Raw genomic sequence first — 24,712 nt, forward strand, 5'->3', positions numbered from 1 at the left:
GCAACTGTGGCTGCTGCGTGCGGCGGCAAAAAAATCGCGGGGCAGGCCCGCTCCCACAACGCGCGTGAGAACGGGCTTGCCCCGCGCTGACACGGGCGCGGTCAAGGCTTCTTGACGGCGTCCTTGACCTTGCCCACCGCCTGCTGCGCCTCGCCCTTGAGCTCCTGGGCCTTGCCTTCGGCGCGCAACTTGTCGTTGTCGGTCACCTTGCCGACGCCCTGCTTGATATTGCCCACGGCCTCGTTGGCCAGGCCCTTCGCTTTGTCCTTGGTGCCACTCATGGGATGTCTCCTTGCAAGAAAGACACGGGAAATCGTGTCGACACCTGATCGACCCATGGCCATTCAGCGGAGTTTCAAATGTTTCGCGCGTCGCCAGCCGAACGGTAAACAGCGGGCGAATATCGCACCGAATCGGTAGTGGCAACGCCGCGGCAGCCGCCTGCTCCCCTAGAATCCCGCCCAGACAAGCGCTCCTCGATAGCGCTGCATAAAAACAACAGTCAGTGGAATTCCTCCGATGCGCCTCTTGCCTGTGCTGGCCGCCCTGCTGCCGCTGCTCCCCCTGTACGCCCACGCCACCGCACCGCAAACCCTTACCGTCGACCGCTACGCCGACGATGGCCAGCCCGGCACCCTGCGCTGGGTCATCGAGACCAGCAACCAGAACCCCGGCCACTACCGGATCGACATCGCCGCCGTCGGCCAGCCGCCGTACGTGATCCGTCCGTCCCGCGCGCTCCCCGAGATCAAGGGGCCGGTCAGTCTCAACGGGCTGGCCTGGGCGCGCGACGGCCAGTACATCGCCATCGATGGCTCCGCCTACATCAAGGACCAGGGTGTGCGGACCTGCCCAGGCGCCCTGCCCGGCCAGTTCGGCACCAACGTCCGCACCACCACCAACCCAGGCCTGGTGCTGCGTGACACCCAGGGCGTGCATATCCGGGGGCTGGAGGTGCGCAACTTCTGCATTGGCATCCTGGTCAATCGCGCCAGCCACAACGTCATCGAAGACAACCGCATCGTCGCCAACAAGGGCGGCGCCGGGATCATGCTCACGGGCGACGATGGCGCCGGCAATCCGACCGCCACCACCACGAACAACAACAAGGTCCTGCGCAACCAGCTGCTCGACAACGGCGATGGTCTGGAGCTGACCCGTGGCGCGGCGTTCAACCTGGTCGCCGACAACCTGTTCCGCTCCACCAGCGCCAATCCCGAGCCCTCCCAGGGCATCGAGATCCTGCTGGGCAACGACAACAGCGTGGTGCGCAACCGCTTCGAGAACTACTCCGACGGCCTGCAGATCAACTGGGGCAAACGCAACTACCTGGCCGCCAACACCTTCAGCGGCAACTCCATTGGCGTCAGCGTCACCGGCGACGGCAACGTGCTGGACGGCAACCTGATCCATGGCAATCGCATCGGCGTGGCGCTGCGCCCGGAGCCGGAGGTGACCGCCACGCGGCTGACCGCCAACCGCATCTGGGGCAACAGCCAGGACATCCGCCGCTGCGAGGCCGGCGGCTCCTGCGTGCCGGACCAACATACCGGGGCCATCGTCTTCGCAGTGCCTGCCCAGGCCCATGCGTTGTATGTGGGTTCGCGGGGTGTCGGCGCCGATCTGCCGAAGAAGGACCAGGCGATCATCTGCGATGCCAACGGCCAACCCGCGCCGTGCCAGCCCTTGCCCAACCACAACCAGCAGCCGCCACGGCTGACCGGCATCGAGGGCAACGTGCTGCGCGGCGAGCTGCAGGGCCCGGCGTCGAGCCTGTTGCGGGTCGAGCTGTTCGGCAATGCCTCGCTGGAGGGGGGTGAGGCCGAGCAGTACCTCGGCGAGGTGCTGGTCAACAGCGACCCCCAGGGCATGGCGCGCTTCGCCCAGGCACTGGAGCAGGCCGATGGACTGCGCAGTTTCACCGCGACCGTGACGACGGCCGACGGTGCGACTTCGGCACTGAGCCTGCCCATTCATCGCTGAGGCGACTGACCTCCGCGCAGCCACGGCTTCCCCCACAGCAATGGCGCATGGCTCAAGATCAGTGCGGTCGCTGTGGGAGCGGGTTTACCCGCGAAGCGGCCGGCACAGGCGATACAGACAGCAAACCTTGCCCCGCCCCACGCCACCCCGCACAATGTCGGGCCCTTCTGGCGTCAACCCGCAGGAACCTGCATGAAACTCGACAAACCCACCGCCATCGCCCGCCGCAACGAAGCGCTGACCCGGCCGGTGCTCAACCGCGACAACACCCTGTTCGCCATCCTCGACAACAAGCGCAACCTGTGGTGGTTCGAAGTGCCGGTGGCGCTGCTGCGCAAAGGCCAGCCCGACTGGGTCAATCTGCTGCTGCACACCCCGCAAACCGATGCGCTGCAGCACCTGAAGGTGCCGACCAACTTCCTGCGCGCTCACCAGGAGCAGATGGAAGTGCGCAATCCCGGCAAGCGTCGCTCGACCATCAGCCTGGCCCTGAGCGCCGACCGCGACTCGCTGCTGCGCGATACCCGCCCGGGTGGCGAGCAACTGGACTTCAGCACCTTCGTGCAGGCCTGATCAGGCCCGCTCGATGCGATCATCATGGATGACGATCCGGCCCTGCTTGAACAGCGCGCCGATGGCTTTCTTGAAGTTGCCCTTGCTGACATTGAACATTTGGCTGATCACCGCCGGATCGCTCTTGTCGCACACCGGCAACACCCCACCATTGGCCTCCAGGCGCTGCATGATCTGCTCGTGCAGGCCGTCGGCCAGGGCCTGGCCCACCGGTTGCAGGCTCAGGGCGATCTTGCCGTCGGCCCGCACTTCCTTGATGAAGCCCTTCTCGTGCATGCCCGAGCGCAGGAACTTGAACACCTCGTTCTTGTGGATCAGGCCCCAGTGGCGGTTGTTGATGATCGCCTTGAAGCCCATCGGCGTCTCGCCGGCCACCAGCAGCTCGACCGGCTGGCCGACCTTGTAGTCGACCGGCGTGAGGTCCAGGTAGCGGTCCAGCTTGGCGGTGGCGGTGATGCGCCGGGTGCGTTTGTCCAGGTAGGCGTGGACCACGCAGTAGTCGCCGATCTTCAGCGGGCGGGACTCTTCCGAATAGGGCATCAACAGGTCTTTCGACAGGCCCCAGTCGAGGAAAATGCCCGCGCCGTTGATGTCCTTGACCTTGAGGCTGGCGAACTCGCCGACCTGCATCTTCGGTTTCTCGGTGGTGGCGATCAGCTGGTCTTCGCTGTCGAGGTAGATGAACACGTTGAGCCAGTCGTCCAGCTCGAGCTCGGCATCCTTGGGGAAGTAACGCCGTGGCAGGAGGATCTCGCCATCGGCGCCGCCGTCCAGGTACAGGCCGAATTCCACGTGTTTCACGATTTGCAAACTGTTGTAACGCCCAAGCAGAGCCATTTCCGAAGATCCTCAAGACAAGGCGGCTATTCTAACACCTGACCCGCCCGATCGCCCGAGCGCGCATGCGAAGGAACCATCGGGCCCACCTTGCGTCCACCGCCTGGCCAGCCCGTGCAAGGATTCGCTCATGCCCCTACGCCTGACCCACGCCCTGCTACTCGTCATCGGCTTCGCCCTGGCCCTGACGGCCTGCAGCCGCATCGACCTGGCCTACCGCAACCTCGACCGCCTGGTGCCGTGGTCGCTGGATGATTACCTGGACATGAACCGCGAACAGAAGCGGCTGCTCGACGAACGGCTCAAGGCGCATCTGGCCTGGCACTGCAAGACCCAACTGCCCGGTTACCTAGACTGGCTCGACCGGGTGCGGCTGATGGTCGCCAACGACGCGGTGACCGATGAGGCCTTGCAACAGCGCACCGCCGAGGCACGCCAGGCGGTCGGCCGTGTCACCGAGGCGATCACCCCATCCGCCGCCGAGCTGCTGCGTGGCATGAGCGATCAGCAGGTCGCCGAGATGCGCCAGGCCTTTCGCGCAGACATCGACAAGCGCCAGAAGGAGTACGTCGATACGCCTTTGGCCAAGCAGATCGACAATCGCGCCACGCGCATGCGCAAGCGTCTCGAGCCCTGGCTGGGCGAGCTCAGCGCCGAGCAACGCCTGCGGGTGATGAGCTGGTCCCAGGCGCTGGGCGACCAGAACCGCCAGTGGATCGCCAACCGCGCCCATTGGCAGCAGCAGCTGGTGCTGGCGATGGACCAGCGCGCCACCCCCGCCTTCGAACCCCGCCTCGCACAGTTGCTGCAACGCAAGGAGAGCCTGTGGACGCCGGAGTACCGCCAGGCGTTTCAGAACACCGAGCAGCAGGCGCGCAGTCTGCTGGTGGACCTGATCAGACAGAGCAGCCCGGCGCAGCGCCAGTTACTGCAGCAACGCCTGAGCAAGGTGCGGGCGGACTTCAGTGAGCTCAAGTGCCTGAAAGGCTGAGGCCATCCCGCGCTCACCCGTTGATCTGGCGGAATCCTGTGGGAGCGAGCCGGGCAAGCGCATGCAGGTTCTGAGCTACGACCTAACGCCCCTTGCGCCGGTACGGGAATACATCGATCACCTTCCCTGCCCGGATCGTCTCCTGCAACCCTTTCCAGTAATCGGCGTCGTACAGCTCACCATGCAGGCGGCTGAACAAGCGGCGCTGGCCGATATCGGCGAACAGGAACGGTGGAAACTCCTCGGGGAACACGTCATGCGGTCCGATGGAATACCACGGTTCGCCGGACATCTCGTCCTCCGGATAGCGCGGCGGCGGGATATGCCGGAAATTGACCTCGGTAAGGAAGCTGATCTCGTCGTAGTCATAGAACACCACCCGACCATGGCGGGTGACGCCGAAGTTCTTCAGCAGCATGTCGCCCGGGAAGATGTTCGCCGCCGCCAACTGCTTGATGGCCAGTCCGTAGTCCTCCAGCGCCTCGAGCACCTGGGCCTCGCTGGCCTGTTCGAGATACAGGTTGAGCGGCGTCATGCGCCGCTCGGTCCAGCAGTGGCGGATCAGCACCGTATCGCCTTCCAGCGCCACGGTCGAAGGTGCCACCTCCAGCAGCTCGGCCAGGCAATCAGGGTCGAACTTGCCGCGCGGGAAGCGAAAATCGGCGAACTCCTGGGTGTCGGCCATACGCCCGACGCGGTCGACACTTTTCACCAGACGGTACTTTTCGATCACGGTGGCGCGGTCGACGGTCTTCGAGGGCGAAAAGCGGTCCTTGATGATCTTGAACACGGTGTTGAAGCCCGGCAGGGTGAACACGCTCATCACCATCCCGCGCACCCCGGGTGCCATGACGAAGCGGTCGTCACTGTTGGCCAGGTGGTTGATCAACGCCCGGTAGAATTCCGACTTGCCGTGCTTGTAGAAGCCGATCGAGGTGTACAGCTCGGCGATATGCTTGCCCGGCAGGATGCGCTTGAGAAAATTGACGAACTCCGCCGGCACCGGCACATCGACCATGAAGTACGAGCGGGTGAAGGAGAAGATGATCGACACCTGCGCCTCGTCGGTGATCAGCGTATCGGCCTCGATGCCATGGCCTTCGCGGTGCAGCAGCGGAATCACCAGCGGCCACTGCTCCTCGGGGGTATACAGGCGGCCGACCAGATAGGCGCCTTTGTTGCGATAGAGCACGGGGGTGAACAGCTCCACGGCCAGCGTCGGGTCCTTGCATACCCAGTCGGGCAGGCATTCACGCAGCTGTTCCTCCAGGCGCGCCAGATCCCCATCCAGGTTCCCGTACGGCACGCTGAACGCATAATCGGCGAAGATCGCCCGCAACAGCCCCTTCAGCCCACCACCCAGCGCATAGGTGCGGGTCTGGGCCGCACGCTCGTGGCCGCGCATGGACGGGCGGGTGGTGTGGATGAACATGCAGCCGTCGCTGATCAGGTCGTGGCTGAACAGGCTGCAGAACAGCGAGTTGTACCAGGTCTCGGACAGCTCGTCGTCCAGGCGAGGATCGATCAGGCGGATGTAGGCATTCTTGACCAGCGGCCACTGCTCGACGTCGAGCAGCACGGCGGCGTCGAATGCCCTGTGCAGCCAGCCATTGACCTCGGCGACCTTCTCTTCGTAGAGCGTGATGCGTGCCGCCGCCGCGTGCTGGATATCCTGCCAGCGCGCCTGCTCGAAGCGCTCGCGGGCACCCAGGGTGATGCGCCGGAAATGCTCGCGGTAATCGTCGAAGCCGTCGAGGATCATCCGGGCGATATCGACGGCGGGCCAGGGTTGAGTCATGCGCTGGATCTCGAGGCATGTGGAGTTAGACAGCTTAGTCGTCCGCAAGCGGTTCGCAGGCTGTGTGAGCGTGCCCCACGATCAGGCTTACACAGCAAGAAAGCACAAGAATCCCGCTTGCCCACTGACGTACACTCGCGCCCCTGCCCCACCGCCGGAGACCACCCGTGAGCCCCATCGCCCTTGCCCGCCTGCTGACCCTCGCCGCTGTCTGGGGCGCAAGCTTTCTGTTCATGCGCATCATCGCTCCGGAACTGGGCACCGTACCCACGGCGTTCTTGCGCGTGTCGATCGCCTGCCTGGGGCTGGTGGCCATTCTCGCCGCCGCCCGCGTGCGCTGGGACTTCGAGGGCAAGCTGGGCGCCTGCCTGGTGCTGGGCATGATCAACTCGGGGATCCCGGCCACTTTCTATTCCGTGGCGGCGCAGGTGCTGCCGGCCGGCTATTCGGCGATCTTCAACGCCACCACACCGCTGATGGGCGTGCTGATCGGCACATTGTTCTTTCGTGAAGCGATGACCCTGCCCAAGCTCTGCGGAATCTTCCTTGGCTTGTTCGGCGTCGGTATTCTCAGTGGCGCCGGCCCAGTGGCGCTGGACATGGCCCTGGTGCAAGGCGCCCTGGCCTGCCTGGCGGCGACCACCTGCTATGGCGTCGCAGGTTTTCTGGCACGGCGCTGGGTCGGTACGCTGGACAGCCGCCTGTCGGCCCTGGGCAGCATGCTCGGCGCCACCCTGCTGCTGACCCCGCTGTTCGCCTGGAGCGCCCTGACCCAACCGCCAGCAAGCTGGGGCGGCTGGCAGGTGTGGCTGTCGCTGCTCGGCCTGGGCCTGCTGTGCACGGCGTTCGCCTACATCCTGTATTTCCGTCTGCTCAACGAGATCGGGCCGGTCAAGGCCAGCACCGTGACCTTCCTGATCCCGGTGTTCGGCGTGCTGTGGGGGGCCTGGCTGCTGGATGAGCCGCTGTCGATGGCGCACCTGTACGGCGGCCTGCTGATCGGGGCGGCATTGTGGCTGGTGCTGCGCCCGGCACGAGCGTGACACGTGGGGGCGGGCTTGCCCCGCTCCCACGTTGCAGTTTCACGCTTGGGCCGTACGCATGGCCGGCTTGCGGAACACGAACAACAGTCCCACCACGATCAGCCCCATTCCCAGCAGGCTCAACGGCGCCAGGCGGTTACCGAAGATGATGAAGTCCATCACCGCCGTCACCGCCGGCACCAGGTAGAACAGACTGGTGACATTGACCAGGTTGCCCCGGGCGATCAGCCGATACAGCAACAGCGTGGCCAGCAGCGAGACCACCAAGCCCATCCATAGCAGCGCGCCGACGAAGCTGGCGTTCCATTCGACATGCAGCGGTTGCAGCGGCGCGAACACCGCGCACAGGGCAAAACCCGCCATGTACTGCAACGGCAAGGTGCCCATGGGGTTGTCGGTGATGCGCTTCTGCAGGATCGAGCCCAAGGTCATGCTGGCCAACGCCAGCAGGGCAAACAGCATTCCCGCCAGCGAAACCCCGCCAATATTGATGCCCTGGTAGACCACCATCACCAGCCCACACAGCCCCAGGCCCAGGCCGAACATCCGGCTCCAGGAACGCTGGCGCTCCATCAGCACCACGGTGAGGATCGGCTGCACGCCCATGACCGTGGCCATGACGCCAGGCGTGACATGGGTGTTCAACGCCAGCAGGTAGAAGATCTGGTAGGCGCCCAACAGCACGCAACCGGTGCCCAAGGCACGCAGGATGCCGCTGCGACTGCGCGGCCAGCGCAGCCCCAGCAGCGGGCCGATCAGCAGCAGGCCGGCCAGGGCCAACGCCGAACGCAGCAGGAGAAAGGCAAAGGGACTGGCCTGGGCCAGGCCGAGTTTGGAGACGATCGCCCCGCTGCTCCACAGCAGGACGAACAGGCTGGTGGTGGCCGCCGAGGCCACGGATGCTTTGGAAAAGACAGACATGTATTGCCACCTGTATACGGGCAAATGAGCCGTACGGAGGGCCTATCGCATATCGAGGAGATAGCCGACCGTGTTCAGTAGGTTGCGAGTGCGGTGGGGATGCGGCCAGCGGCCGATCAGCCCAACACCACGACTGCGCAAGGAGGCGGAGCTACGCCGCCTACGACGCCACTGACAGGTGGTGGGTAGTGACTGATCATGGCCGGCTGCTGGCTACCACGCACGACCACGCCCGCGACAGGCGCGAGAACGTAGGCAGTGGTGGAAGGGATGGCTGGCATGAACAGGTCTTCTTGGGAAGATAGTGTTTCGGAATATAACGGGGGAACAATCACGAGGCAAGCCCGCTCCCACCTGGAAAGGGAGCAGGCTTGCGCAACCGGATCAGAACAGCCAGCGGTACAGCGCGTAGGCGACGACGACCGCCAGCACCGGCCGCAGAATGCGGTAGGCCTTGGGATTGGCGCGCTTGAACTGCTTGACCCGGGTGCTGATGACATTGCTGAAGCGCTTGCTCCAGGCATAGGCCTGGTTGATCCCGCCGACACGCTCGTCATCGGTGTTCTGCGGCGCGGTGGCGCGGCCGAGGAAAGCGCTGACCTTGCGGTTGATGCGGGTCATCAACGGGCTGTTGAGCGGACGTTCGATGTCGCAGAACAGGATCACCCGGGTGACGTCGGTCTCGTTCTTGACCCAGTGCACGAAGGTCTCGTCGAACATCACGTCCTCGCCGTCGCGCCAGGCGTAGGGCTGGCCATCGACGTAGATGCGGCAGTTGTCCGAATTCGGCGTGGACAGGCCCAGGTGGTAGCGCAGGGAGCCGGCGAACGGATCGCGGTGCGGGTTCAGGTGGCTGCCGCCGGGCAACAGCGCGAACATCGCGCCCTTGACGTTGGGGATGCCGCTGACCAGTTCGACGGTCTTCGGGCAGAGCATTTGCGCCGACGGCAGCGGTTTGTCGTACCACTTCAGGTAGAACCGCTTCCAGCCCTTCTTGAAGAACGAACCGAAGCCGGCATCGTTGTCTTTTTCCGCGGCGCGGATGTAACCCTCGTCGAACAGGCGCATGGCCTCTTCGCGGATCACTTGCCAGTTGTCCTTCAACACATCCAGCTCGGGGAAGCGCTGGCGGTCCAGGTAAGGCTTGGAGGGCACGCCGGAGAACAGGTACATCAGGCTGTTGTAGGGAGCGAACAGCGCCGAATGGTTGACGAACTGGCGCAGTACCGGCAGGCGTGCCTTGCCGCGCAGGTGCACGAACAGCACGCTGGCGAAGAACACCAGCAGGACACCCGCCTTGGCGAGGAAGGAAAAGGTCATGCAACACTCCTTGGAGGGGAAATCAGGCCATCCCCGGATAGCCGGACATGATAAACCCATCAGGAGCCGCTGCAAGCCAGAAGCTGCAAGCGGCAAGCCTGGAGCTGATCCGCGTCAATGCGGCCATGCCTTTGACTTGCAGCTTGCCGCCAGTCGCCTACTGCTGGTTCTCCTGCTCGCTGAACATATCGCTGAACAGCATGCTCGACAGGTAGCGCTCCCCCGAATCCGGCAGGATCACCACGATGGTCTTGCCCTGCATCTCCGGCTTCTCGGCCAGGCGCACCGCCGCTGCCATCGCCGCGCCACAGGAAATGCCGCAGAGGATGCCCTCCTCCTGCATCAGGCGAATGGCCATGGCCTTGGACTCCTCATCGGTCACCGTCTCGACCTGGTCGACGATCGACAGATCGAGGTTCTTCGGCACGAAGCCCGCGCCGATGCCCTGGATCTTGTGCGGGCTGGGCTTGAGCTCCTCGCCGGCCAGGGTCTGGCTGATCAGCGGCGAACTCACCGGCTCCACCGCCACGCTGAGGATCGACTTGCCCTGGGTGTGCTTGATGTAGCGCGAAACGCCAGTGATGGTGCCGCCGGTACCAACGCCCGCCACCAATACGTCGACGGCGCCGTCGGTGTCGTTCCAGATTTCCGGGCCGGTGGTCTTTTCGTGGATCGCCGGGTTGGCCGGGTTGTCGAACTGCCCCGGCAGGAAATACTGCGCTGGGTCGCCAGCGACGATCTCGTTGGCCTTCTCGATGGCGCCCTTCATGCCCTTGGCGGGCTCGGTGAGCACCAGCTCGGCGCCGAGGGCCTTGAGCACCTTGCGCCGCTCCAGGCTCATCGACGCCGGCATGGTCAGGATCAGCTTGTAGCCCCGGGCGGCAGCGACGAACGCCAGGCCGATGCCAGTGTTGCCCGACGTCGGTTCGACGATGGTCATGCCAGGCTTGAGCTTGCCGCTGCTCTCGGCGTCCCAGACCATGTTCGCGCCGATCCGGCACTTCACCGAGTAGCCCGGGTTGCGCCCTTCGATCTTGGCCAGGATGGTCACCCCGCGCGGGGCGATGCGGTTGATCTGCACCAGTGGTGTATTGCCGATGGAGTGGGCGTTGTCTGCGTAGATACGGCTCATGGCAGGGGTCCTTGAACATGAAAGAGCAGGGAAAACCATGAGGGTAAGCCTGCAGCCGGGGGGCGTAAAGCCCGTTCGAACTCGGCGAAGCAGCTGGTGGTCAACCGCACAACCCGCTTCGGAGAACCTCGATGAAAGCTCGGTATCGCTGGCCGTTGGTCGGCCTGGCCAGCCTGATCGTGCTGCTGCTGGCCCTGCACCTGGCCCTGCCCTCCCTCGTGCGCGACTACCTCAACGACAAGCTGGCCGACATGGGCGACTATCGTGGCCAGGTCAGCGACGTGGACCTGGCATGGTGGCGCGGCGCCTACCAGATCAACGGCCTGAAGATCGTCAAGACCACGGGCAAAGTCCCCGTGCCGTTCCTGAACGCGCCACTGATCGATCTGTCGGTCAGCTGGCACGCGCTGTGGCATGACCGGGCCGTGGTGGCCGAAGTGACCTTCCAGCGCCCCGAACTGAACTTCGTCGACGGCGGTAACCGGCAGAACTCGCAGACCGGTCAGGGTACCGACTGGCGCCAGCAGCTGGGAAAACTGCTGCCGATCACCCTGAACGAGGTTCGGGTGGACAACGCCACCCTGACCTTTCGCAATTTCACCTCCAAGCCACCGGTCGACCTCAAGGCGACCCAGCTCGACGCCAGCATCCGCAACCTGACCAACGTGCGCGACGAAAAAGGTCGGCGCGATGCCAGCTTCGACGCCACCGCCCTGCTGCTGGGCGATGCCAGGGTGGAGAGCCGTGCCACGTTCGACCCGTTCAGCGACTTCGATGACTTCCAGTTCCGCCTGCGCGTCACCGGCGTCGAACTGCGCAAGCTCAACGACTTCGCCAGCGCCTACGGCAAGTTCGACTTCAACGCCGGGCATGGCGATGTGGTGATCGAAGCCGAGGCCGAGAACGGCCGACTCAGGGGCTATATCAAGCCGCTGCTGCGCGATGTCGACGTGTTCAACTGGCAGCAGGACGTGGAAGACCAGGACAAGGGCTTCTTGCGCTCGGTATGGGAGGCCCTGGTAGGTGCCACCGAGACCGTGCTGAAGAACCAGCCGAAGAACCAGTTCGCCACCCGTGTGGAGCTCAGCGGCAGCGTGCACAAGCAGGATATCAGCGCCTTCGAGGCGTTCCTGCAGATCCTGCGCAACGGTTTCGTCCAGGCGTTCAACGCACGGTACGAGCAGCCACCGCCCGAATCCGACTGAACCCTGAGTGACGGACCATTCAGGGACTGAATACCTGGTCTGCGTTTGCAGGCACCGGGCACAGGGTTATAGTCGCGGACAAATCACAGACAGATGTTGTCCGAATCGGCCCTTTCGCGGGCAAGACCGCGAAAGGGCCGGTACTGGCACCCATAGAGGATGGCTCCATGAAGTTCGAAGGCACCCGCGACTACGTCGCCACAGACGACCTGAAGCTGGCGGTCAACGCGGCCATCACCCTGGAGCGCCCGCTGCTGGTCAAGGGCGAACCCGGCACCGGCAAGACCATGCTCGCCGAGCAACTGGCCGCCTCCTTCGGCGCGCGCCTGATCACCTGGCACATCAAGTCCACCACCAAGGCTCACCAGGGCCTGTACGAGTACGACGCGGTCAGCCGCCTGCGCGACTCGCAGCTGGGCGTGGACAAGGTCCACGACGTGCGCAACTACCTGAAGAAAGGCAAGCTGTGGGAGGCCTTCGAGGCCGACGAGCGGGTGATCCTGCTGATCGACGAGATCGACAAGGCCGACATCGAATTCCCCAACGACCTGTTGCAGGAACTCGACAAGATGGAGTTCTACGTCTACGAGATCGATGAGACCATCAAGGCGAAACAGCGCCCGATCATCATCATCACCTCCAACAACGAGAAAGAGCTGCCAGACGCCTTCCTGCGGCGCTGCTTCTTCCACTACATCGCCTTCCCCGACCGCGCCACGCTGCAGCAGATCGTCGACGTGCACTATCCGAACATCAGCCAGTCGCTGGTCAGCGAGGCGCTGGATGTGTTCTTCGACGTACGCAAGGTGCCGGGCCTGAAGAAGAAGCCGTCCACCTCCGAGCTGGTCGACTGGCTCAAGCTGCTGATGGCCGACAACATCGGCGAAGCGGTGCTGCGCGAGCGCGATCCGACCAAGGCCATCCCGCCACTGGCCGGGGCCCTGGTCAAGAACGAGCAGGACGTGCAGCTGCTCGAGCGCCTGGCGTTCATGAGCCGGCGCGGCAACCGCTGACAGGAGCCGGGCCATGCTGCTCAACCTGTTCAATGAAATGCGCGCGGCCAAGGTACCGGTGTCGGTGCGCGAGCTGCTCGACCTGCATCACGCTCTGCAAAAGGGCGTGGTGTTCGCCGACATGGACGCGTTCTACTACCTGGCCCGGGCCATCCTGGTGAAGGACGAGCGCCATTTCGACAAGTTCGACCGCGCGTTCGCTGCCTACTTCAAGGGCCTGGAAAACCTCGACCGGCATATCGAGGCCTTGATTCCCGACGACTGGCTGCGCAAGGAGTTCGAGCGTTCACTGACCGACGAGGAACGGGCGCAGATCCAGTCCCTGGGCGGCCTGGACAAGCTGATCGAGGAGTTCAAGAAGCGCCTCGAGGAGCAGAAGGAACGCCATGCCGGCGGCAACAAGTGGATCGGCACCGGCGGCACCAGCCCGTTCGGCTCCGGCGGCTTCAACCCCGAGGGCATCCGCGTGGGCGAGGCCGGCAAGCGCCAGGGCAAGGCGGTGAAGGTGTGGGACCAGCGCGAGTACAAGAATCTCGACGACCAGGTCGAGCTGGGCACGCGCAACATCAAGCTGGCCCTGCGTCGCCTGCGCAAGTTCGCCCGCGAAGGCGCCGCCGAGGAGCTGGACATCGACGGCACCATCGACCATACCGCCCGGGACGCGGGCCTGCTGAACATCCAGATGCGCCCCGAGCGGCGCAACACGGTGAAGCTGCTGTTGCTGTTCGACATCGGCGGTTCGATGGACGCCCATGTGAAGGTGTGTGAGGAACTGTTCTCGGCCTGCAAGACCGAGTTCAAGCACCTGGAGTACTACTATTTCCACAACTTCATCTACGAATCGGTGTGGAAGAACAACCTGCGTCGCACCTCCGAACGCTTCTCCACCTTCGACCTGCTGCACAAGTACGGCGACGACTACAAGGTGATTTTCGTCGGCGACGCGGCCATGGCGCCCTACGAAATCACCCAGCCGGGTGGCAGCGTCGAGCACTGGAACGAAGAAGCCGGGTACGTGTGGATGCAGCGCTTCATGGAGAAGTTCAGGAAGATCATCTGGATCAACCCGTATCCGAAGCAGGCCTGGGACTACACGGCCTCGACCCACCTGGTGCGCGACCTGATCGAGGACAAGATGTACCCGCTGACCTTGCAGGGGTTGGAAGACGGGATGCGCTACCTGTCCAAGTGATGCATTTTCAGGACCGGCCCTGTCGCGGGGCCGGGACCTTCATGCCCAGCGCGTCAGGTAAGCCTGCTGCTCCCGCCACGCCTCATCCTGCACCACCGCCCGAAACCGCACGGCCGCCCCCGGCATGCACTGCGCCAACTGCGCCAGCGCCAACGGCGTCAATGCCCCCAGTCGCGGATAACCGCCTATGGTCTGCCGGTCGTTGAGCAGCACGATCGGCTGCCCGTCCGGCGGCACCTGCACCGCCCCAAGGGGAATGCCTTCGGAAATCATCGGTGCGCCCTGATAGACCAATTGCGGCCCCAGCAGGCGGATCCCCATGCGGTCGGCACGGCTATCCAGAGTCCAGTCATGATTGAACGCCTCGAACAGGCTGGTTCCGCCGAAGTCACCGATCTGCGCGCCCATCACCAGGTCCAGCACAGGCTTTCCCATGTACATCGGGCGCTGTTCTTCTGGCACGTGGGAGCGGGCTTGCCCAGCGATCGCCCCGGCAGCGTGCAACACCTCCCCTTTCACCAACGCCCGGCCATGGCCGTCCACCCCACCCAGCTCTTCCCTGACCACGGTGGCGCAACTTCCCAGCACCGCCTCGCCCAGGAACCCGCCCGGTGCCGCCAGATAGGCGCGTACCCCATGACGCGGCTGGCGCAGCGTCAGGCGCTGGCCTTTGCCCAGGCGCAAGCTGCGCCACGGCGCCAACGGCTGCTCATCGACTCGCGCATCCAGGTCGGCTCCGGTCAGCGCCAGCACGCAATCCTGCTCGGCAACCACGCTGAACCCGCCGAGGGCGATCTCCACCACAGCGCTGTCCAGGGCATTACCCAACAGCCAGTTGGCCCAGCGCATCGCGACCCAGTCCAGCGCGCCGCCCTGGGTCACGCCCAAGTGCCTGACGCCGAAACGCCCGGCATCCTGCAACAGGCACAGCGGCGTGCTGGCTTCGATTCTCAAGCGGCTCATGCCTGGACCTCCAACGGGCTGTCGTCACCGCCCAGACTGATGAATTCTGCGTGGCCCACGGCCACGAAGCGCACGCGATCCCCTGGTTGCAGCAGGCTGTAACCTTCGCGTTCGCGGTCGAACAGACGCACCGGCGTGCGGCCGATGAGGTTCCAGCCGCCAGGCGATACCGCTGGATACGCGGCGGTCTGGCGCTCGGCGATGCCGACGCTGCCTGCAGCCACGCGTTTGCGCGGGGTACTCAGGCGTGGCGTCGCCAGGCGCTCGTCGACCAGCCCCATGAAGCCGAAACCGGGCGCGAAGCCCAGGGCGAAGACCGGATAGTCGCGCCCACTGTGCAGGCTGACCACCTCGGCCTCGCTCAACCCGCTGCGCGCTGCCAGTAGCGGCAGCTCGGGGCCGACACTGGCGTGGTACCAGACGGGTATCTCGTGCCGACGCCCGGCATTGCCGGCATCCGGCCGCAAGCCCTCGAAGGCCTGCAGGATGCGCTGGCGCGCCTCGCCCGGCGCCAGGTCGAACTGCACCATCAGCGTGGTGTAGGACGGCACCAGGTCGACCAGGCTGCCACCGAACACGGCCCGCAAACGCTGGCTGGCGGCAAGGATCCACGGCATGTTGCCTTCGTCGATGGCGTCGAACAGGCGCACCATCAGGCTGTCGATGGCCACGACCTCGATACGTGGCGTCATGCTTGCTCCCATGCATCGAGGGCTTGGCGGATCTGGCGCACGGCGGCCACCGAACCGTCATTGTCACCGTGCACGCACAGGGTGCTGGCGTTCAGCCGTACCTCGCTGCCGTCGTCGGCCAGCAGGGCCTCCCCCTTGGCCAGGCGCAAGGCCTGCTCGACCACCAGCGCCGGATCGTGATGCACCGCGTTGGGCAACCGTCGCGACATCAGGTGGCCGCTGGCGGTGTAGCCACGGTCGGCGAAAGCCTCGAACCACAGCGGCACGCCGATCTCGTCCCCCAGTGCCTGGGCAGCGCTGTCGTCGGCGGTGGCCATGAGCATCAACGGCAGGTCGGCGTCGAACGCCGCCACGGCTTCGAGCACGGTGCGCAGGATGTCCGGGTTGGCCATCATGTCGTTGTACAGCGCGCCATGGGGCTTGATGTAGGCGACACGGCCGCCGAGCACCTTGCAGATGCCATCCAGGGCACCGATCTGATAATGCAGCAGGTCACGGATCTCATCGCTGCTGCACGCCATGGAACGCCTGCCGAACCCCATCAGGTCCGGATAGGCCGGATGCGCGCCGATGGCCACCCGGTGCTCCAGCGCCAGGGCCACGGTGCGGCGCATGGTGGACGGGTCGCCGGCATGGTAGCCACAGGCGATGTTGGCGCAGTCGATGAACGGCATGACCTTGGCATCCTGGCCCATGCGCCAGTTGCCGAAGCTCTCGCCCATGTCGCAATTGAGTAGCAGGCGTTTCACCTGGCGGATCTCCATCTCGATGTTCATGCTGCCTACCTTAGCGCGCCTGGAGCTGTTTGCCGCGTGTTTCCGGCAGGCTCAGGGCCGCCAGGATCACCACGCCATAGGACACCGCGGCGAACGCGCCGATGCCCAGCCCCAGTGGCACCTTCTCGCCCAGCAGGCCGATCAGCAGGGGGAACAGCGCCGCGATGACCTTGCCGATGTTGTAGCAGAAACCCTGCCCCGAGCCGCGGATGCGGGTGGGGAACAGCTCGGTGAGGAACGACCCCATGCCGCTGAAGATGCCCGAGGCGAAGAAGCCCAGCGGGAAGCCCAGCCATAGCATCACCCCATCGCTGACCGGCACCTGCGTGTAGAGCAGGACGATGACGAACGAGCCCACGGCGAACAGGATGAAGTTCTTGCGTCGTCCCAGCAGGTCGCAGAGGTATGCGCTGACCACATAGCCGATGTAGGAGCCGACGATCACCATGGCCAGGTAGCCACCGGTGCCCAGCACGCTCAGGCCACGCTCGTTCTTGAGGAAGGTCGGCAGCCACGAGGTGATGGCGTAGTAGCCGCCCAGGGCGCCGGTGGTCAACAGCGAGGCCCGTACCGTGATCCACAGCATGCCGGGGGCGAAGATCTCGTAGAAGTGCGAAGGCGCCTCGGCCTTCTCTACCGCCTTGGCTTCGCGGTAGACCTCCGGGTCCTTGACCAGGCGGCGCACGAAGATGACGAAGATCGCCGGCAGCAAGCCCAGCAGGAACAGCGCTCGCCAGGCCTGCTCGGCCGGCAGCCAGGAGAACAGCAAGGCATAGAGGATCGCCGTCAGGCCCCAGCCGATGGCCCAGCCCGACTGCACCATGCCCACCGCCTTGCCACGGTCCTGGGCCCGGATCACCTCGCCAATCAGCACCGCGCCAGCGGTCCATTCGCCACCGAAGCCGAAGCCCATCAGGGTGCGTGCGATCAGCAGCTGTTCGTAGTTCTGGGCGAAGCCGCAGAGGAAGGTGAAGAAGGCGAACCACAGCACCGTCAACTGCAGGGTGCGCACACGACCGATGCGGTCGGAGAGGATACCGGCGATCCAGCCGCCCAGGGCCGAGGCGATCAGGGTGCTGGTGTGGATCAGCCCGGCTTCGGCGGTGGAGATGCCCCAGATCAGGATCAGGGTGGGGATGACGAAACTCAGCATCTGGGTGTCCATGCCGTCCAGGCCATAGCCGATCTTGCAGCTCCAGAAGGTGCGTCGTTGCTGGGAATCGATGTCGCGGTACCAGGCGAAGGGGCCGCTCGATGGTCGGGCGGGGGCCTGCTGCTGCACGCCGGTCGGGTTCATGGTTGCCTCGGCTTGTTGGTATTGTTTTACGGGCGACGTCGGGCGTCGCGGCCTGTGCGTCATGTTCAGAGGCCGCGCAGCGGGCGTCCAACGAGAAAAACCTCCGGTCTGGAACAAGAAAAACTGATCATGAACCTTCGCTTTCTCGAAACCTTCGTCTGGGTCGCCCGACTCAAGAGCTTCCGCCTCACCGCCGAGAAGCTGTTCACCACCCAGGCCTCGGTCTCCAGCCGCATCGCCGCGCTGGAGGCCGACCTGGGGGTGAAACTGCTGCTGCGCGACTCGCGCGGGGTCAGCCTGACGCCGGAGGGCGGCAAGGTGCTGGAATACGCCGAGCGCATGCTCGAGACCGCCAAGGCCATGAAACAGTCGCTGGACAGCGACCGGGCCAAGACCGGACGCATCCGCCTGGGGGTGATGGACACTGTCATCCACACCTGGATGAGCGCGCTGGTGGCGGAGCTGGGCGAGCGTTACCCGCAGGTGGAGATCGAGCTGGTGGCCGATACCGCGCTGAACCTGCGTGAACAGCTGCACAAGGGCTTTCTCGACGTGATCCTGCAGACCGACCTGCTGCGCGAGCCCTCCATTCGCAGCCACGACCTGGCCCGCTATCCCATGGGCTGGATCGTCGCCGCCGGCTCGCCGCACCATCGCGACTACGCCTCGCTGGCGGAGCTGGCTCGCGAGCGGATCGTCACGTTTTCAAAGAACTCACGCCCCCATCAGGAAGTGCTCAGCCTGCTGCAGGCCGCCGGGGTAGAGGCGCCCCGCCTGAACTGCGTGAACTCGGTGGCGGCGATCACCCGCCTGCTGCGCGACGGTTTCGGCATCGGCGCGCTGCCGCCGGCGCTGGTGGATGGCGAATTGAATCGCGGGGAACTGGTATTGCTGGAGGGCTTGCAGCCACCGCCGAGCCTGGAGCTGGTGGTGGCCTGGCAGACCGGCGTGGTGCTGGTCGATGAGGTGGTGGCGGTGTGTCGCCAGGTGCTGGGGCGCTATGCGCAGGATGTGGGGGGACAGCGGATCGTGCTGGTGTGAAGGGCCGGCGCTAGCGCCAGCTCTCCTTCACCGCTTTGCGCCGCCCGCCAAGTATCACCCAGCCGATAACCAACAGCAGGCTCTCGACCACCAATGCCAGCACGAATCCAGCGCCGATTCCCCAGCCGATCGCCTCGGGCACCAGCAGGATCTGGTAGCTGTAGCCCTTGAGCGTCTCCTCGCGCAGCGCCGGCTCCGGCCGCACCAGCACATGCCAGGTGCGGCTCACCCAGGAACCTTGCAAGGCCTGCCACTCCTGCTCGAGCAGCTGGTTGCGGATCAGCAGGCTCTCGATGCTGTTGGCATCGCTGTTGAACACCGGATCGTCACTGGTACGGTAGTGACGCACCAGTGCCTGCAGATCACCCTTGAAGAAGCGCTGGGCGGTCTGGCGGAAACCGTCGAGCGCCTGGCGCGACTCGAGCAGGTGCGCCTCGACCCGTTGGCTGTAGTCCTTGACCAACCCTGGCACCTGGATACCGGCCAACAGGCCGAGGGTGAACAACAGCAACCGCAGGTAACTTCTGAACATGCCGCGTCCTTAGCTCTGTCCGTGGGCGACGCACTCACCATGACGCCACAGGCCCCATTGACCCGGCTCGTAGCGGTTCCAGGTCTCGTTCTCGGTCAGGGCCTCGGTGGCGATCACCGTGACCACGTCATTGGGCGTGGTTTGCGTGTGGAAGTCGACGATCAGGTCGACATCCTTGAGCCGCGCCGCACCGAACGGCGCGCGGCGGGTAATGTGCACCAGTTTGGTCGAGCAGAAGCAGAACAGCCAGTCACCGTCGCTGAGCAGGCAATTGAACACACCCTTGCCGCGATAACCGCTGCAGGCTTCGACCAGCACCGGCAGCAACTGCTCGACCTCGACCGGTTCCGGGAAGGCTTCGCGCAGCCGGTTGAGCAGGTCGCAGAAGGCGGCCTCGCTGTCGGTGTCGCCGACCGGGCGGTAGAAGGTGCGCTGGCCACTGAACTCACCCAGTTGGCCGTTGTGCGCGAAGCACCAGTTGCGGCCCCACAGCTCGCGCACGAACGGATGGGTATTGGACAGGCAGACCTTGCCGACGTTGGCCTGGCGGATATGGCCGATGACCACTTCGCTCTTGATCGGGTAACGCTGCACCAGGTTGGCCACTTCCGACTCGCTGCTCGCCGCCGGGTCCTGGAACAGGCGCAAGCCACGCCCCTCGTAGAAGCCGATGCCCCAGCCATCGCGGTGCGGGCCGGTTCGCCCGCCGCGCTGCATCAGGCCGGTGAAGCTGAAGACGATATCGGTGGGGACGTTGGCGCTCATGCCCAGCAGTTCACACATGCTCGCGGCTCCTGGCTTACAGACGAGGTTCGACGCGGCCCTGGCCGGGGCCGGCACGCCGCGCAGGCGCAGGCTGCGGCTCGTCGCGGTAGCGATCCTGGCGGTTGGCGGCCACCGGTGCCTCAACCATCACTTCATCCTCCTGCGCCTCGCGGCGGGCGGCAGCCTCACGCTGGACACGGCGCTCACGGGCGCGTTTTTCCAGCGGCCAGCGAATCAGCACGAAGACGATGTACAGGGCAAAGGCGATCATGCCGTACATGGCAAGGTCGGAGGCCGCGCGCCAGGCGTTGTTGCCGACCTTGAAGGCCACGTCCAGGGCGGTGATGGCGATGGCCGGCGCGAAGCTTTCCTTGACCGGGTCGACGATGGTCGGGGCGAACAGCAGCACGGCGATGATCACCCGCAGCGGCTCGCGCAGCCAGCGCCACATCCAGCCGGTCAGCTTGAAACCCACCAGCAGGCAGCCCAGGGCGGCAACGGCGTACAGGCCCCAGGCCAGCGTATAGTCGTGTTCGGTCATGGTGTTGATGCAAGCCAGGCAAAGAGACGCCTATGATAAACACTTTTACCGGCGCAGGCTGCCCCCGGCGGCACAGTGAGCCTGTCAGGGCCTCTTCGCGGGTAAACCCGCTCCCACAGGTTCAGCGATGCCTCTGTGGGAGCGGGTTTACCCGCGAAGAGGCCGGTAGCCCCAACCAAGAGACTTCCGATGCCCAATGCTCTTCGCCCCCCTATCGCTCACCAAGCCGAAGGCGCCGACCCCTACGCCTGGCTGCAGAATCGCGACACCCCCGAAGTGCTGGCCTACCTGGCCGAGGAAAACGCCTACCAGCAAGCCTGTCTGGCCGATCAGGCGCCGCTGCGTGAACAGCTGTTCGAGGAAATCAAGTCCCGCATCCTCGAAACCGACCTGTCGCTGCCCTCCCCCTGGGGTCCCTACCTCTACTACACCCGCACCACCGCCGGCGACGAATACCCGCGCCACTACCGCTGCCCGCGCCCGAGCGACGACAGCAACACGGTCGATGAAAGCCGCGAGGAGCTGCTGCTCGACCCCAACGCCCTGGCCAATGGCGGCTTCCTGTCCCTCGGCGCCTTCAACATCAGCCCCGACCACCGCCTGCTGGCCTACAGCCTCGACACCAGCGGCGACGAGGTCTACACCCTGTACGTCAAGGACCTGGCCAGCGGCGCGCTGACCAGCCTGCCGTTCGACGACTGCGACGGCAGCATGACCTGGGCCAACGACAGCCAGACCCTGTTCTTCGCCGAACTGGACGACACCCATCGTCCGTGGCGCCTGCGCCGCCACACCCTCGGCGAGGCGGGTGCCAGCACGGTGTTCGAAGAGCCCGACGGGCGTTTCTTCCTGCACTGCTACCGCGCCAGCTCCGAGCGCCAGCTGGTGCTGCTGCTCAACAGCAAGACCACCAGCGAAGCCTGGGTACTCGATGCCGCCACGCCGCAGGCCGACTTCACCTGCCTGGCGCCACGGCTCGAGGGCCATGAGTACTACCCAGACCACGGTCAGCTCGAAGGTCAGTGGCGCTGGTTCATCCGCAGCAACCAGGACGGCATCAACTTCGCCCTGTTCCAAGCGCCGGCGGATCAGGTGCCCGACCGCGCGCAGTGGCAGGTGCTGGTGCCGCACCGCGACGACATCATGCTCGAAGGGGTGAGCCTCAACGCCTCGGCGCTGTCCCTGAGCCTGCGCGAAGGCGGCCTGCCGATCATCGAGGTGCACCCGCAAGGGTTGCCGGCCTATCGGGTCGAACTGCCGGATGCGGCCTACAGCCTCTATGTGCAGGACAGCCTGGAGTTCGCCAGCACCCGCATCCGCCTGCGCTACGAGGCCCTCAACCGCCCGGCCCAGGTGCGCCAGCTGGAACTGGCCACAGGCGATCAGCAGGTGCTCAAGCAGACGCCGGTGCTGGGCGCGTTCGACGCCGACGACTACGTCAGCCAGCGCCTGTGGGCCGAGGCAAAGGATGGCACGCGAGTACCGATCAGCCTGGTGCGCCGCCGCGCTGACCTCGACCAGTGCGTGCCGCTGTACCTCTACGGCTACGGCGCCTACGGCGAAAGCCTCGATCCGTGGTTCTCCCACGCTCGCCTGAGCCTGCTGGAGCGCGGCGTGGCCTTCGCCATCGCCCATGTGCGCGGCGGCGGCGAGCTGGGCGAGGCCTGGTACCGAGCCGGCAAGCAGGAGCACAAGCACAACAGCTTCGACGACTTCATCGCCTGCGCCGAGCACCTGATCGACGAGGGCGTGACCAGCCGCCAGCGCCTGGCCATCAGCGGCGGTAGTGCCGGCGGCCTGCTGATGGGCGCGGTGCTCAACCTGCGCCCTGATCTGTTCCACTGCGCCATCGCCGAAGTGCCGTTCGTCGATGTGCTCAACACCATGCTCGACCCCGAGCTGCCGTTGACCGTCACCGAGTACGACGAATGGGGCAACCCCGAGGAGCCAGAGGTATACGCGCGGATCAAGGCCTACGCCCCCTACGAGAACGTCAAGGAACAGGCCTACCCGGCCATGCTGGTGGTCGCCGGCTACAACGACAGCCGCGTCCAGTACTGGGAAGCGGCCAAGTGGGTGGCGCGCCTGCGTACGCGCAAGACCGATGACAACCTGCTGCTGCTCAAGACCGAGATGGGCGCCGGCCATGGCGGCATGAGCGGGCGCTACCAGGGGCTGCGCGATGTGGCGCTGGAGTACGCGTTCGTCTTCAACGAACTGGGCGTGGCGTAAGGCCCGTCTGGCACCAGACCCGCGAATGCATCAGCAGGCATGGCCACGCTGCCAGATCCTGCGCCTTCGCGGGCCGACCCGCTCCCACGGCACGGGACTAGTCGGCCTTGCCCGGCGTTTTCGGTGGCTCCTGGCTCAATCCCGGCAGGGGCTGGTCCTTCGGCGGCCCCGGAACGGGCATCGGCGGCAACAGCGGCGCGCCGGGTCGATTGGCGCCAGCCTTGGGCGGCGTGCTCGGGGTGATCTGCGGGTAAGGCGTCGGGGTCGGCGTTCCAGGCGCGCCAGGGACGGGCGTGAGCGGCCGCTGCTGACCCGCGGCGTCAGCCATGGGCACCGCGCCAAGCAGCAGGGCGGCGAGGATCGCATGCAGCATCGGCAGCCTCCTGTCAGGAATCTTCCTACAGGCTACGCCCAATGACGCATTTTCGCCTGTCCGCTCGCCCCACAGGCGCGCTAGACTCGAAGGCATAACCGTCATTGCCCTGATCAGAAGAAAGGTAACACCATGAGCTCCACCTCCGACGCCACCGCCCGCCTCGACCGCATCCTCGCCGACGCCAAGCGCGACAAGGAAATGGGCTACCGCGACAAGGCGCTGAAAATGTACCCCCATGTCTGCGGGCGCTGCACCCGCGAGTTCTCCGGCAAGCGCCTGTCGGAACTGACCGTGCACCACCGCGACCACAATCACGACAACAACCCCCAGGACGGCTCGAACTGGGAGCTGCTGTGCCTGTACTGCCATGACAACGAGCACGCCCGCTATACCGACCAGCAATATTTCAGCGAAGGTTCGCTGAGCACGCCGAAAGTGGCCGTGGCCACCCACAACCCGTTCGCCGGCCTGGCCGCGCTGATGAAGAAGGACTGACCGTCGATTGCTCCCCCCGCGCCATCTGCAAGCCCGTATAATCGCGCTCTTTTTGCAAAGGGCCCCGACTCGTGGCTAACAAACGGTACAGCTGCATCGGCCTGTTCAACCCCAAGTCGGCCGAGAATGTCGGCTCGGTGATGCGCGCGGCAGGCTGCTACGGCGTCAACTCGGTGTTCTATACCGGCAAGCGCTATGAGCGCGCCCGAGATTTCGTCACCGATACCAAACGGGTGCATTACGACATCCCGCTGATCGGCATCGACGACCTGCAGCGCATCATCCCGCTGGGATGCACACCGGTGGCGGTGGAGCTGGTGGACGGCGCGCGGCCACTGCCCGAATACACTCATCCGGACCGGGCGATCTATATCTTCGGGCCCGAAGATGGCTCGTTGAGCGAAGATGTACGGGGCTGGTGCGAAGAGACGATCTACATCCCGACCCAAGGCTGCATGAACCTTGCGGCGACGGTCAACGTGGTGCTCTACGACCGCATGGCCAAGGGCTTGAACACCCGCTCGGGGCCGAAGTTCAAATAGCTCGGCACGCAATTTCACTGAACGCAAGCGTGAGACATGAAGTCTGCTGGTTATCACTGCCCAGAGGAGACTTCCCGATGCTCGATTTCCATTCGACCCCGGTCCTGCGCGAACACAATGTCCACGGCCTGGAGCGCGCCAGCTCCCTGGCTGGCGGTGCGCTGATGATCAGCAAGGGGCTGCGCCACGGCGGCCTGCTCGGGTTGCTGCAGGTGGCGGTCGGCGGGCTGGCGCTGGCCCGTGGCGTGAGTGGGCATTGTTCGACCAAGGCCTGGTGGCAGCGGCATCGTGCGCAGTATCTGCGCCTGCATGCGGACATCGAACGCGGGGCGGCTGAGCTCAAGGCGTTGAAAGCCAGCGCCGATGCGGCGACACGCACGGCGACGGTAACCGGTAAAGACCCGCTGGAGCGTTGAGCCATGTGTCGCCTGCGCGGGCAAGCCCGCCTCCAC

At 65.2% G+C, this 24,712-nt stretch carries 26 protein-coding genes; 12 read left to right on the forward strand and 14 right to left on the reverse strand.

Going from position 1 to position 24,712, the window contains the following annotated elements:
• Positions 1-101: 101 nt before the first annotated feature.
• The gene (locus N7422_RS01495; RefSeq protein WP_023629533.1) at positions 102-281 is read right to left on the reverse strand and encodes a CsbD family protein; all 180 of its coding nucleotides are present in this window, start codon (positions 279-281) and stop codon (positions 102-104) included.
• A 238-nt stretch (positions 282-519) separates the two neighbouring features.
• Between N7422_RS01495 and N7422_RS01500 the strand changes: the two genes are divergently transcribed.
• Both N7422_RS01500 and N7422_RS01505 read left to right on the forward strand, forming a co-directional pair.
• Positions 520-1,983 (forward strand): right-handed parallel beta-helix repeat-containing protein, encoded by a 1,464-nt coding sequence (locus N7422_RS01500; RefSeq protein ID WP_279804792.1) that lies wholly within the window; start codon positions 520-522, stop codon positions 1,981-1,983.
• A 192-nt stretch (positions 1,984-2,175) separates the two neighbouring features.
• On the forward strand, positions 2,176-2,556 hold the full coding sequence (locus tag N7422_RS01505; protein WP_279804793.1) for a hypothetical protein: 381 nt from the start codon (positions 2,176-2,178) through the stop codon (positions 2,554-2,556).
• On the opposite strand, the gene N7422_RS01510 is transcribed toward N7422_RS01505, so the two are convergent.
• Positions 2,557-3,393, reverse strand: a complete 837-nt coding sequence (locus N7422_RS01510) for a S1-like domain-containing RNA-binding protein (protein WP_279804794.1) — start codon at positions 3,391-3,393, stop codon at positions 2,557-2,559.
• 130 nt (positions 3,394-3,523) lie between these two features.
• Between N7422_RS01510 and N7422_RS01515 the strand changes: the two genes are divergently transcribed.
• Entirely contained in the window at positions 3,524-4,384 is an 861-nt protein-coding gene (locus tag N7422_RS01515; protein WP_279804795.1) for a DUF6279 family lipoprotein, read from the forward strand.
• A gap of 82 nt (positions 4,385-4,466) precedes the next feature.
• On the opposite strand, the gene aceK is transcribed toward N7422_RS01515, so the two are convergent.
• Complete coding sequence (gene aceK, locus N7422_RS01520) at positions 4,467-6,182, reverse strand: bifunctional isocitrate dehydrogenase kinase/phosphatase (RefSeq protein WP_279804796.1); 1,716 nt, start codon at positions 6,180-6,182, stop codon at positions 4,467-4,469.
• A 167-nt stretch (positions 6,183-6,349) separates the two neighbouring features.
• On the opposite strand from aceK, the gene N7422_RS01525 reads away from it, so the two are divergent.
• Positions 6,350-7,225 (forward strand): DMT family transporter, encoded by an 876-nt coding sequence (locus N7422_RS01525; RefSeq protein WP_279804797.1) that lies wholly within the window; start codon positions 6,350-6,352, stop codon positions 7,223-7,225.
• A 39-nt stretch (positions 7,226-7,264) separates the two neighbouring features.
• Here the strand turns inward: N7422_RS01525 and N7422_RS01530 are convergent, their stop codons facing one another.
• From N7422_RS01530 to cysK, 3 genes are all read right to left on the reverse strand, one after another.
• Positions 7,265-8,146, reverse strand: coding sequence for a DMT family transporter (locus N7422_RS01530; protein WP_279804798.1), 882 nt, complete (start codon positions 8,144-8,146; stop codon positions 7,265-7,267).
• 384 nt (positions 8,147-8,530) lie between these two features.
• A complete protein-coding gene (locus N7422_RS01535; protein WP_279804799.1) occupies positions 8,531-9,466 on the reverse strand; it encodes an aspartyl/asparaginyl beta-hydroxylase domain-containing protein in 936 nt (311 codons plus the stop codon).
• 157 nt (positions 9,467-9,623) lie between these two features.
• The gene (gene cysK, locus N7422_RS01540) at positions 9,624-10,598 is read right to left on the reverse strand and encodes a cysteine synthase A (protein ID WP_279804800.1); all 975 of its coding nucleotides are present in this window, start codon (positions 10,596-10,598) and stop codon (positions 9,624-9,626) included.
• A gap of 131 nt (positions 10,599-10,729) precedes the next feature.
• Between cysK and N7422_RS01545 the strand changes: the two genes are divergently transcribed.
• The 3 genes from N7422_RS01545 to N7422_RS01555 all read left to right on the forward strand — a co-directional run bounded on the left by N7422_RS01545 (position 10,730) and on the right by N7422_RS01555 (position 14,008).
• The gene (locus N7422_RS01545; protein WP_279804801.1) at positions 10,730-11,803 is read left to right on the forward strand and encodes a DUF748 domain-containing protein; all 1,074 of its coding nucleotides are present in this window, start codon (positions 10,730-10,732) and stop codon (positions 11,801-11,803) included.
• 167 nt (positions 11,804-11,970) lie between these two features.
• Positions 11,971-12,816, forward strand: a complete 846-nt coding sequence (locus N7422_RS01550) for a MoxR family ATPase (RefSeq protein ID WP_011535085.1) — start codon at positions 11,971-11,973, stop codon at positions 12,814-12,816.
• 13 nt (positions 12,817-12,829) lie between these two features.
• On the forward strand, positions 12,830-14,008 hold the full coding sequence (locus tag N7422_RS01555) for a VWA domain-containing protein (protein WP_279804802.1): 1,179 nt from the start codon (positions 12,830-12,832) through the stop codon (positions 14,006-14,008).
• Positions 14,009-14,047: 39 nt separating this feature from the next.
• On the opposite strand, the gene N7422_RS01560 is transcribed toward N7422_RS01555, so the two are convergent.
• Genes N7422_RS01560 through N7422_RS01575 form a run of 4 tightly spaced genes read right to left on the reverse strand, consistent with a single transcriptional unit; the run spans position 14,048 to position 17,736 of the window.
• The gene (locus tag N7422_RS01560) at positions 14,048-14,971 is read right to left on the reverse strand and encodes a biotin-dependent carboxyltransferase family protein (RefSeq protein WP_279804803.1); all 924 of its coding nucleotides are present in this window, start codon (positions 14,969-14,971) and stop codon (positions 14,048-14,050) included.
• The gene (gene pxpB, locus N7422_RS01565) at positions 14,968-15,663 is read right to left on the reverse strand and encodes a 5-oxoprolinase subunit PxpB (RefSeq protein WP_279804804.1); all 696 of its coding nucleotides are present in this window, start codon (positions 15,661-15,663) and stop codon (positions 14,968-14,970) included. Before pxpB ends, N7422_RS01560 begins: the two co-directional genes overlap by 4 nt.
• A complete protein-coding gene (locus N7422_RS01570; RefSeq protein ID WP_279804805.1) occupies positions 15,660-16,439 on the reverse strand; it encodes a LamB/YcsF family protein in 780 nt (259 codons plus the stop codon). Before N7422_RS01570 ends, pxpB begins: the two co-directional genes overlap by 4 nt.
• A 10-nt stretch (positions 16,440-16,449) precedes the next feature.
• Positions 16,450-17,736, reverse strand: a complete 1,287-nt coding sequence (locus N7422_RS01575) for an MFS transporter (RefSeq protein ID WP_279804806.1) — start codon at positions 17,734-17,736, stop codon at positions 16,450-16,452.
• A gap of 129 nt (positions 17,737-17,865) precedes the next feature.
• Here N7422_RS01575 and N7422_RS01580 point away from each other — a divergent pair, with 129 nt between their 5' ends.
• Positions 17,866-18,777: a LysR family transcriptional regulator gene (locus N7422_RS01580; protein WP_279804807.1), complete on the forward strand. Its 912-nt coding sequence runs from the start codon at positions 17,866-17,868 to the stop codon at positions 18,775-18,777.
• 10 nt (positions 18,778-18,787) lie between these two features.
• On the opposite strand, the gene N7422_RS01585 is transcribed toward N7422_RS01580, so the two are convergent.
• Genes N7422_RS01585 through N7422_RS01595 form a run of 3 tightly spaced genes read right to left on the reverse strand, consistent with a single transcriptional unit; the run spans position 18,788 to position 20,615 of the window.
• Positions 18,788-19,309 carry a DUF2937 family protein gene (locus tag N7422_RS01585; RefSeq protein WP_279804808.1) on the reverse strand — a complete coding sequence of 174 codons (522 nt, stop codon included), beginning with the start codon at positions 19,307-19,309 and terminating at the stop codon, positions 18,788-18,790.
• Between the two features lie 9 nt (positions 19,310-19,318).
• Entirely contained in the window at positions 19,319-20,092 is a 774-nt protein-coding gene (locus N7422_RS01590; protein WP_279804809.1) for a class II glutamine amidotransferase, read from the reverse strand.
• 16 nt (positions 20,093-20,108) lie between these two features.
• Positions 20,109-20,615: an MFS transporter gene (locus N7422_RS01595; protein ID WP_279804810.1), complete on the reverse strand. Its 507-nt coding sequence runs from the start codon at positions 20,613-20,615 to the stop codon at positions 20,109-20,111.
• 189 nt (positions 20,616-20,804) lie between these two features.
• On the opposite strand from N7422_RS01595, the gene N7422_RS01600 reads away from it, so the two are divergent.
• Positions 20,805-22,847: a S9 family peptidase gene (locus N7422_RS01600; RefSeq protein ID WP_279804811.1), complete on the forward strand. Its 2,043-nt coding sequence runs from the start codon at positions 20,805-20,807 to the stop codon at positions 22,845-22,847.
• Between the two features lie 97 nt (positions 22,848-22,944).
• Here N7422_RS01600 and N7422_RS01605 read toward each other — a convergent pair whose 3' ends face one another.
• Positions 22,945-23,220, reverse strand: coding sequence for a hypothetical protein (locus N7422_RS01605; RefSeq protein WP_279804812.1), 276 nt, complete (start codon positions 23,218-23,220; stop codon positions 22,945-22,947).
• A gap of 132 nt (positions 23,221-23,352) precedes the next feature.
• On the opposite strand from N7422_RS01605, the gene N7422_RS01610 reads away from it, so the two are divergent.
• The 3 genes from N7422_RS01610 (at position 23,353) to N7422_RS01620 (ending at position 24,676) form a co-directional block, all read left to right on the forward strand.
• Positions 23,353-23,718 (forward strand): YajD family HNH nuclease, encoded by a 366-nt coding sequence (locus tag N7422_RS01610; RefSeq protein ID WP_023632486.1) that lies wholly within the window; start codon positions 23,353-23,355, stop codon positions 23,716-23,718.
• A gap of 71 nt (positions 23,719-23,789) precedes the next feature.
• Positions 23,790-24,260: an RNA methyltransferase gene (locus N7422_RS01615; RefSeq protein ID WP_046856681.1), complete on the forward strand. Its 471-nt coding sequence runs from the start codon at positions 23,790-23,792 to the stop codon at positions 24,258-24,260.
• 77 nt (positions 24,261-24,337) lie between these two features.
• A complete protein-coding gene (locus tag N7422_RS01620) occupies positions 24,338-24,676 on the forward strand; it encodes a YgaP-like transmembrane domain (RefSeq protein ID WP_279804813.1) in 339 nt (112 codons plus the stop codon).
• Positions 24,677-24,712: the final 36 nt, after the last annotated feature.

Origin of the sequence: Pseudomonas sp. GD04091 (genome assembly GCF_029836165.1) — a bacterium.
Taxonomy (GTDB): Bacteria; Pseudomonadota; Gammaproteobacteria; order Pseudomonadales; family Pseudomonadaceae; genus Aquipseudomonas.

Bases quoted from the DNA above. Each gene is read 5' to 3' on its own strand.
- N7422_RS01495 (WP_023629533.1), bottom strand. From the start codon at position 281: ATGAGTGGCACCAAGGACAAAGCGAAGGGCCTGGCCAACGAGGCCGTG.
- N7422_RS01500 (WP_279804792.1), top strand. From the start codon at position 520: ATGCGCCTCTTGCCTGTGCTGGCCGCCCTGCTGCCGCTGCTCCCCCTG.
- N7422_RS01505 (WP_279804793.1), top strand. From the start codon at position 2,176: ATGAAACTCGACAAACCCACCGCCATCGCCCGCCGCAACGAAGCGCTG.
- N7422_RS01510 (WP_279804794.1), bottom strand. From the start codon at position 3,393: ATGGCTCTGCTTGGGCGTTACAACAGTTTGCAAATCGTGAAACACGTG.
- N7422_RS01515 (WP_279804795.1), top strand. From the start codon at position 3,524: ATGCCCCTACGCCTGACCCACGCCCTGCTACTCGTCATCGGCTTCGCC.
- aceK (WP_279804796.1), bottom strand. From the start codon at position 6,182: ATGACTCAACCCTGGCCCGCCGTCGATATCGCCCGGATGATCCTCGAC.
- N7422_RS01530 (WP_279804798.1), bottom strand. From the start codon at position 8,146: ATGTCTGTCTTTTCCAAAGCATCCGTGGCCTCGGCGGCCACCACCAGC.
- N7422_RS01535 (WP_279804799.1), bottom strand. From the start codon at position 9,466: ATGACCTTTTCCTTCCTCGCCAAGGCGGGTGTCCTGCTGGTGTTCTTC.
- cysK (WP_279804800.1), bottom strand. From the start codon at position 10,598: ATGAGCCGTATCTACGCAGACAACGCCCACTCCATCGGCAATACACCA.
- N7422_RS01545 (WP_279804801.1), top strand. From the start codon at position 10,730: ATGAAAGCTCGGTATCGCTGGCCGTTGGTCGGCCTGGCCAGCCTGATC.
- N7422_RS01550 (WP_011535085.1), top strand. From the start codon at position 11,971: ATGAAGTTCGAAGGCACCCGCGACTACGTCGCCACAGACGACCTGAAG.
- N7422_RS01555 (WP_279804802.1), top strand. From the start codon at position 12,830: ATGCTGCTCAACCTGTTCAATGAAATGCGCGCGGCCAAGGTACCGGTG.
- N7422_RS01560 (WP_279804803.1), bottom strand. From the start codon at position 14,971: ATGAGCCGCTTGAGAATCGAAGCCAGCACGCCGCTGTGCCTGTTGCAG.
- pxpB (WP_279804804.1), bottom strand. From the start codon at position 15,663: ATGACGCCACGTATCGAGGTCGTGGCCATCGACAGCCTGATGGTGCGC.
- N7422_RS01570 (WP_279804805.1), bottom strand. From the start codon at position 16,439: ATGAACATCGAGATGGAGATCCGCCAGGTGAAACGCCTGCTACTCAAT.
- N7422_RS01575 (WP_279804806.1), bottom strand. From the start codon at position 17,736: ATGAACCCGACCGGCGTGCAGCAGCAGGCCCCCGCCCGACCATCGAGC.
- N7422_RS01580 (WP_279804807.1), top strand. From the start codon at position 17,866: ATGAACCTTCGCTTTCTCGAAACCTTCGTCTGGGTCGCCCGACTCAAG.
- N7422_RS01585 (WP_279804808.1), bottom strand. From the start codon at position 19,309: ATGTTCAGAAGTTACCTGCGGTTGCTGTTGTTCACCCTCGGCCTGTTG.
- N7422_RS01590 (WP_279804809.1), bottom strand. From the start codon at position 20,092: ATGTGTGAACTGCTGGGCATGAGCGCCAACGTCCCCACCGATATCGTC.
- N7422_RS01595 (WP_279804810.1), bottom strand. From the start codon at position 20,615: ATGACCGAACACGACTATACGCTGGCCTGGGGCCTGTACGCCGTTGCC.
- N7422_RS01600 (WP_279804811.1), top strand. From the start codon at position 20,805: ATGCCCAATGCTCTTCGCCCCCCTATCGCTCACCAAGCCGAAGGCGCC.
- N7422_RS01605 (WP_279804812.1), bottom strand. From the start codon at position 23,220: ATGCTGCATGCGATCCTCGCCGCCCTGCTGCTTGGCGCGGTGCCCATG.
- N7422_RS01610 (WP_023632486.1), top strand. From the start codon at position 23,353: ATGAGCTCCACCTCCGACGCCACCGCCCGCCTCGACCGCATCCTCGCC.
- N7422_RS01620 (WP_279804813.1), top strand. From the start codon at position 24,338: ATGCTCGATTTCCATTCGACCCCGGTCCTGCGCGAACACAATGTCCAC.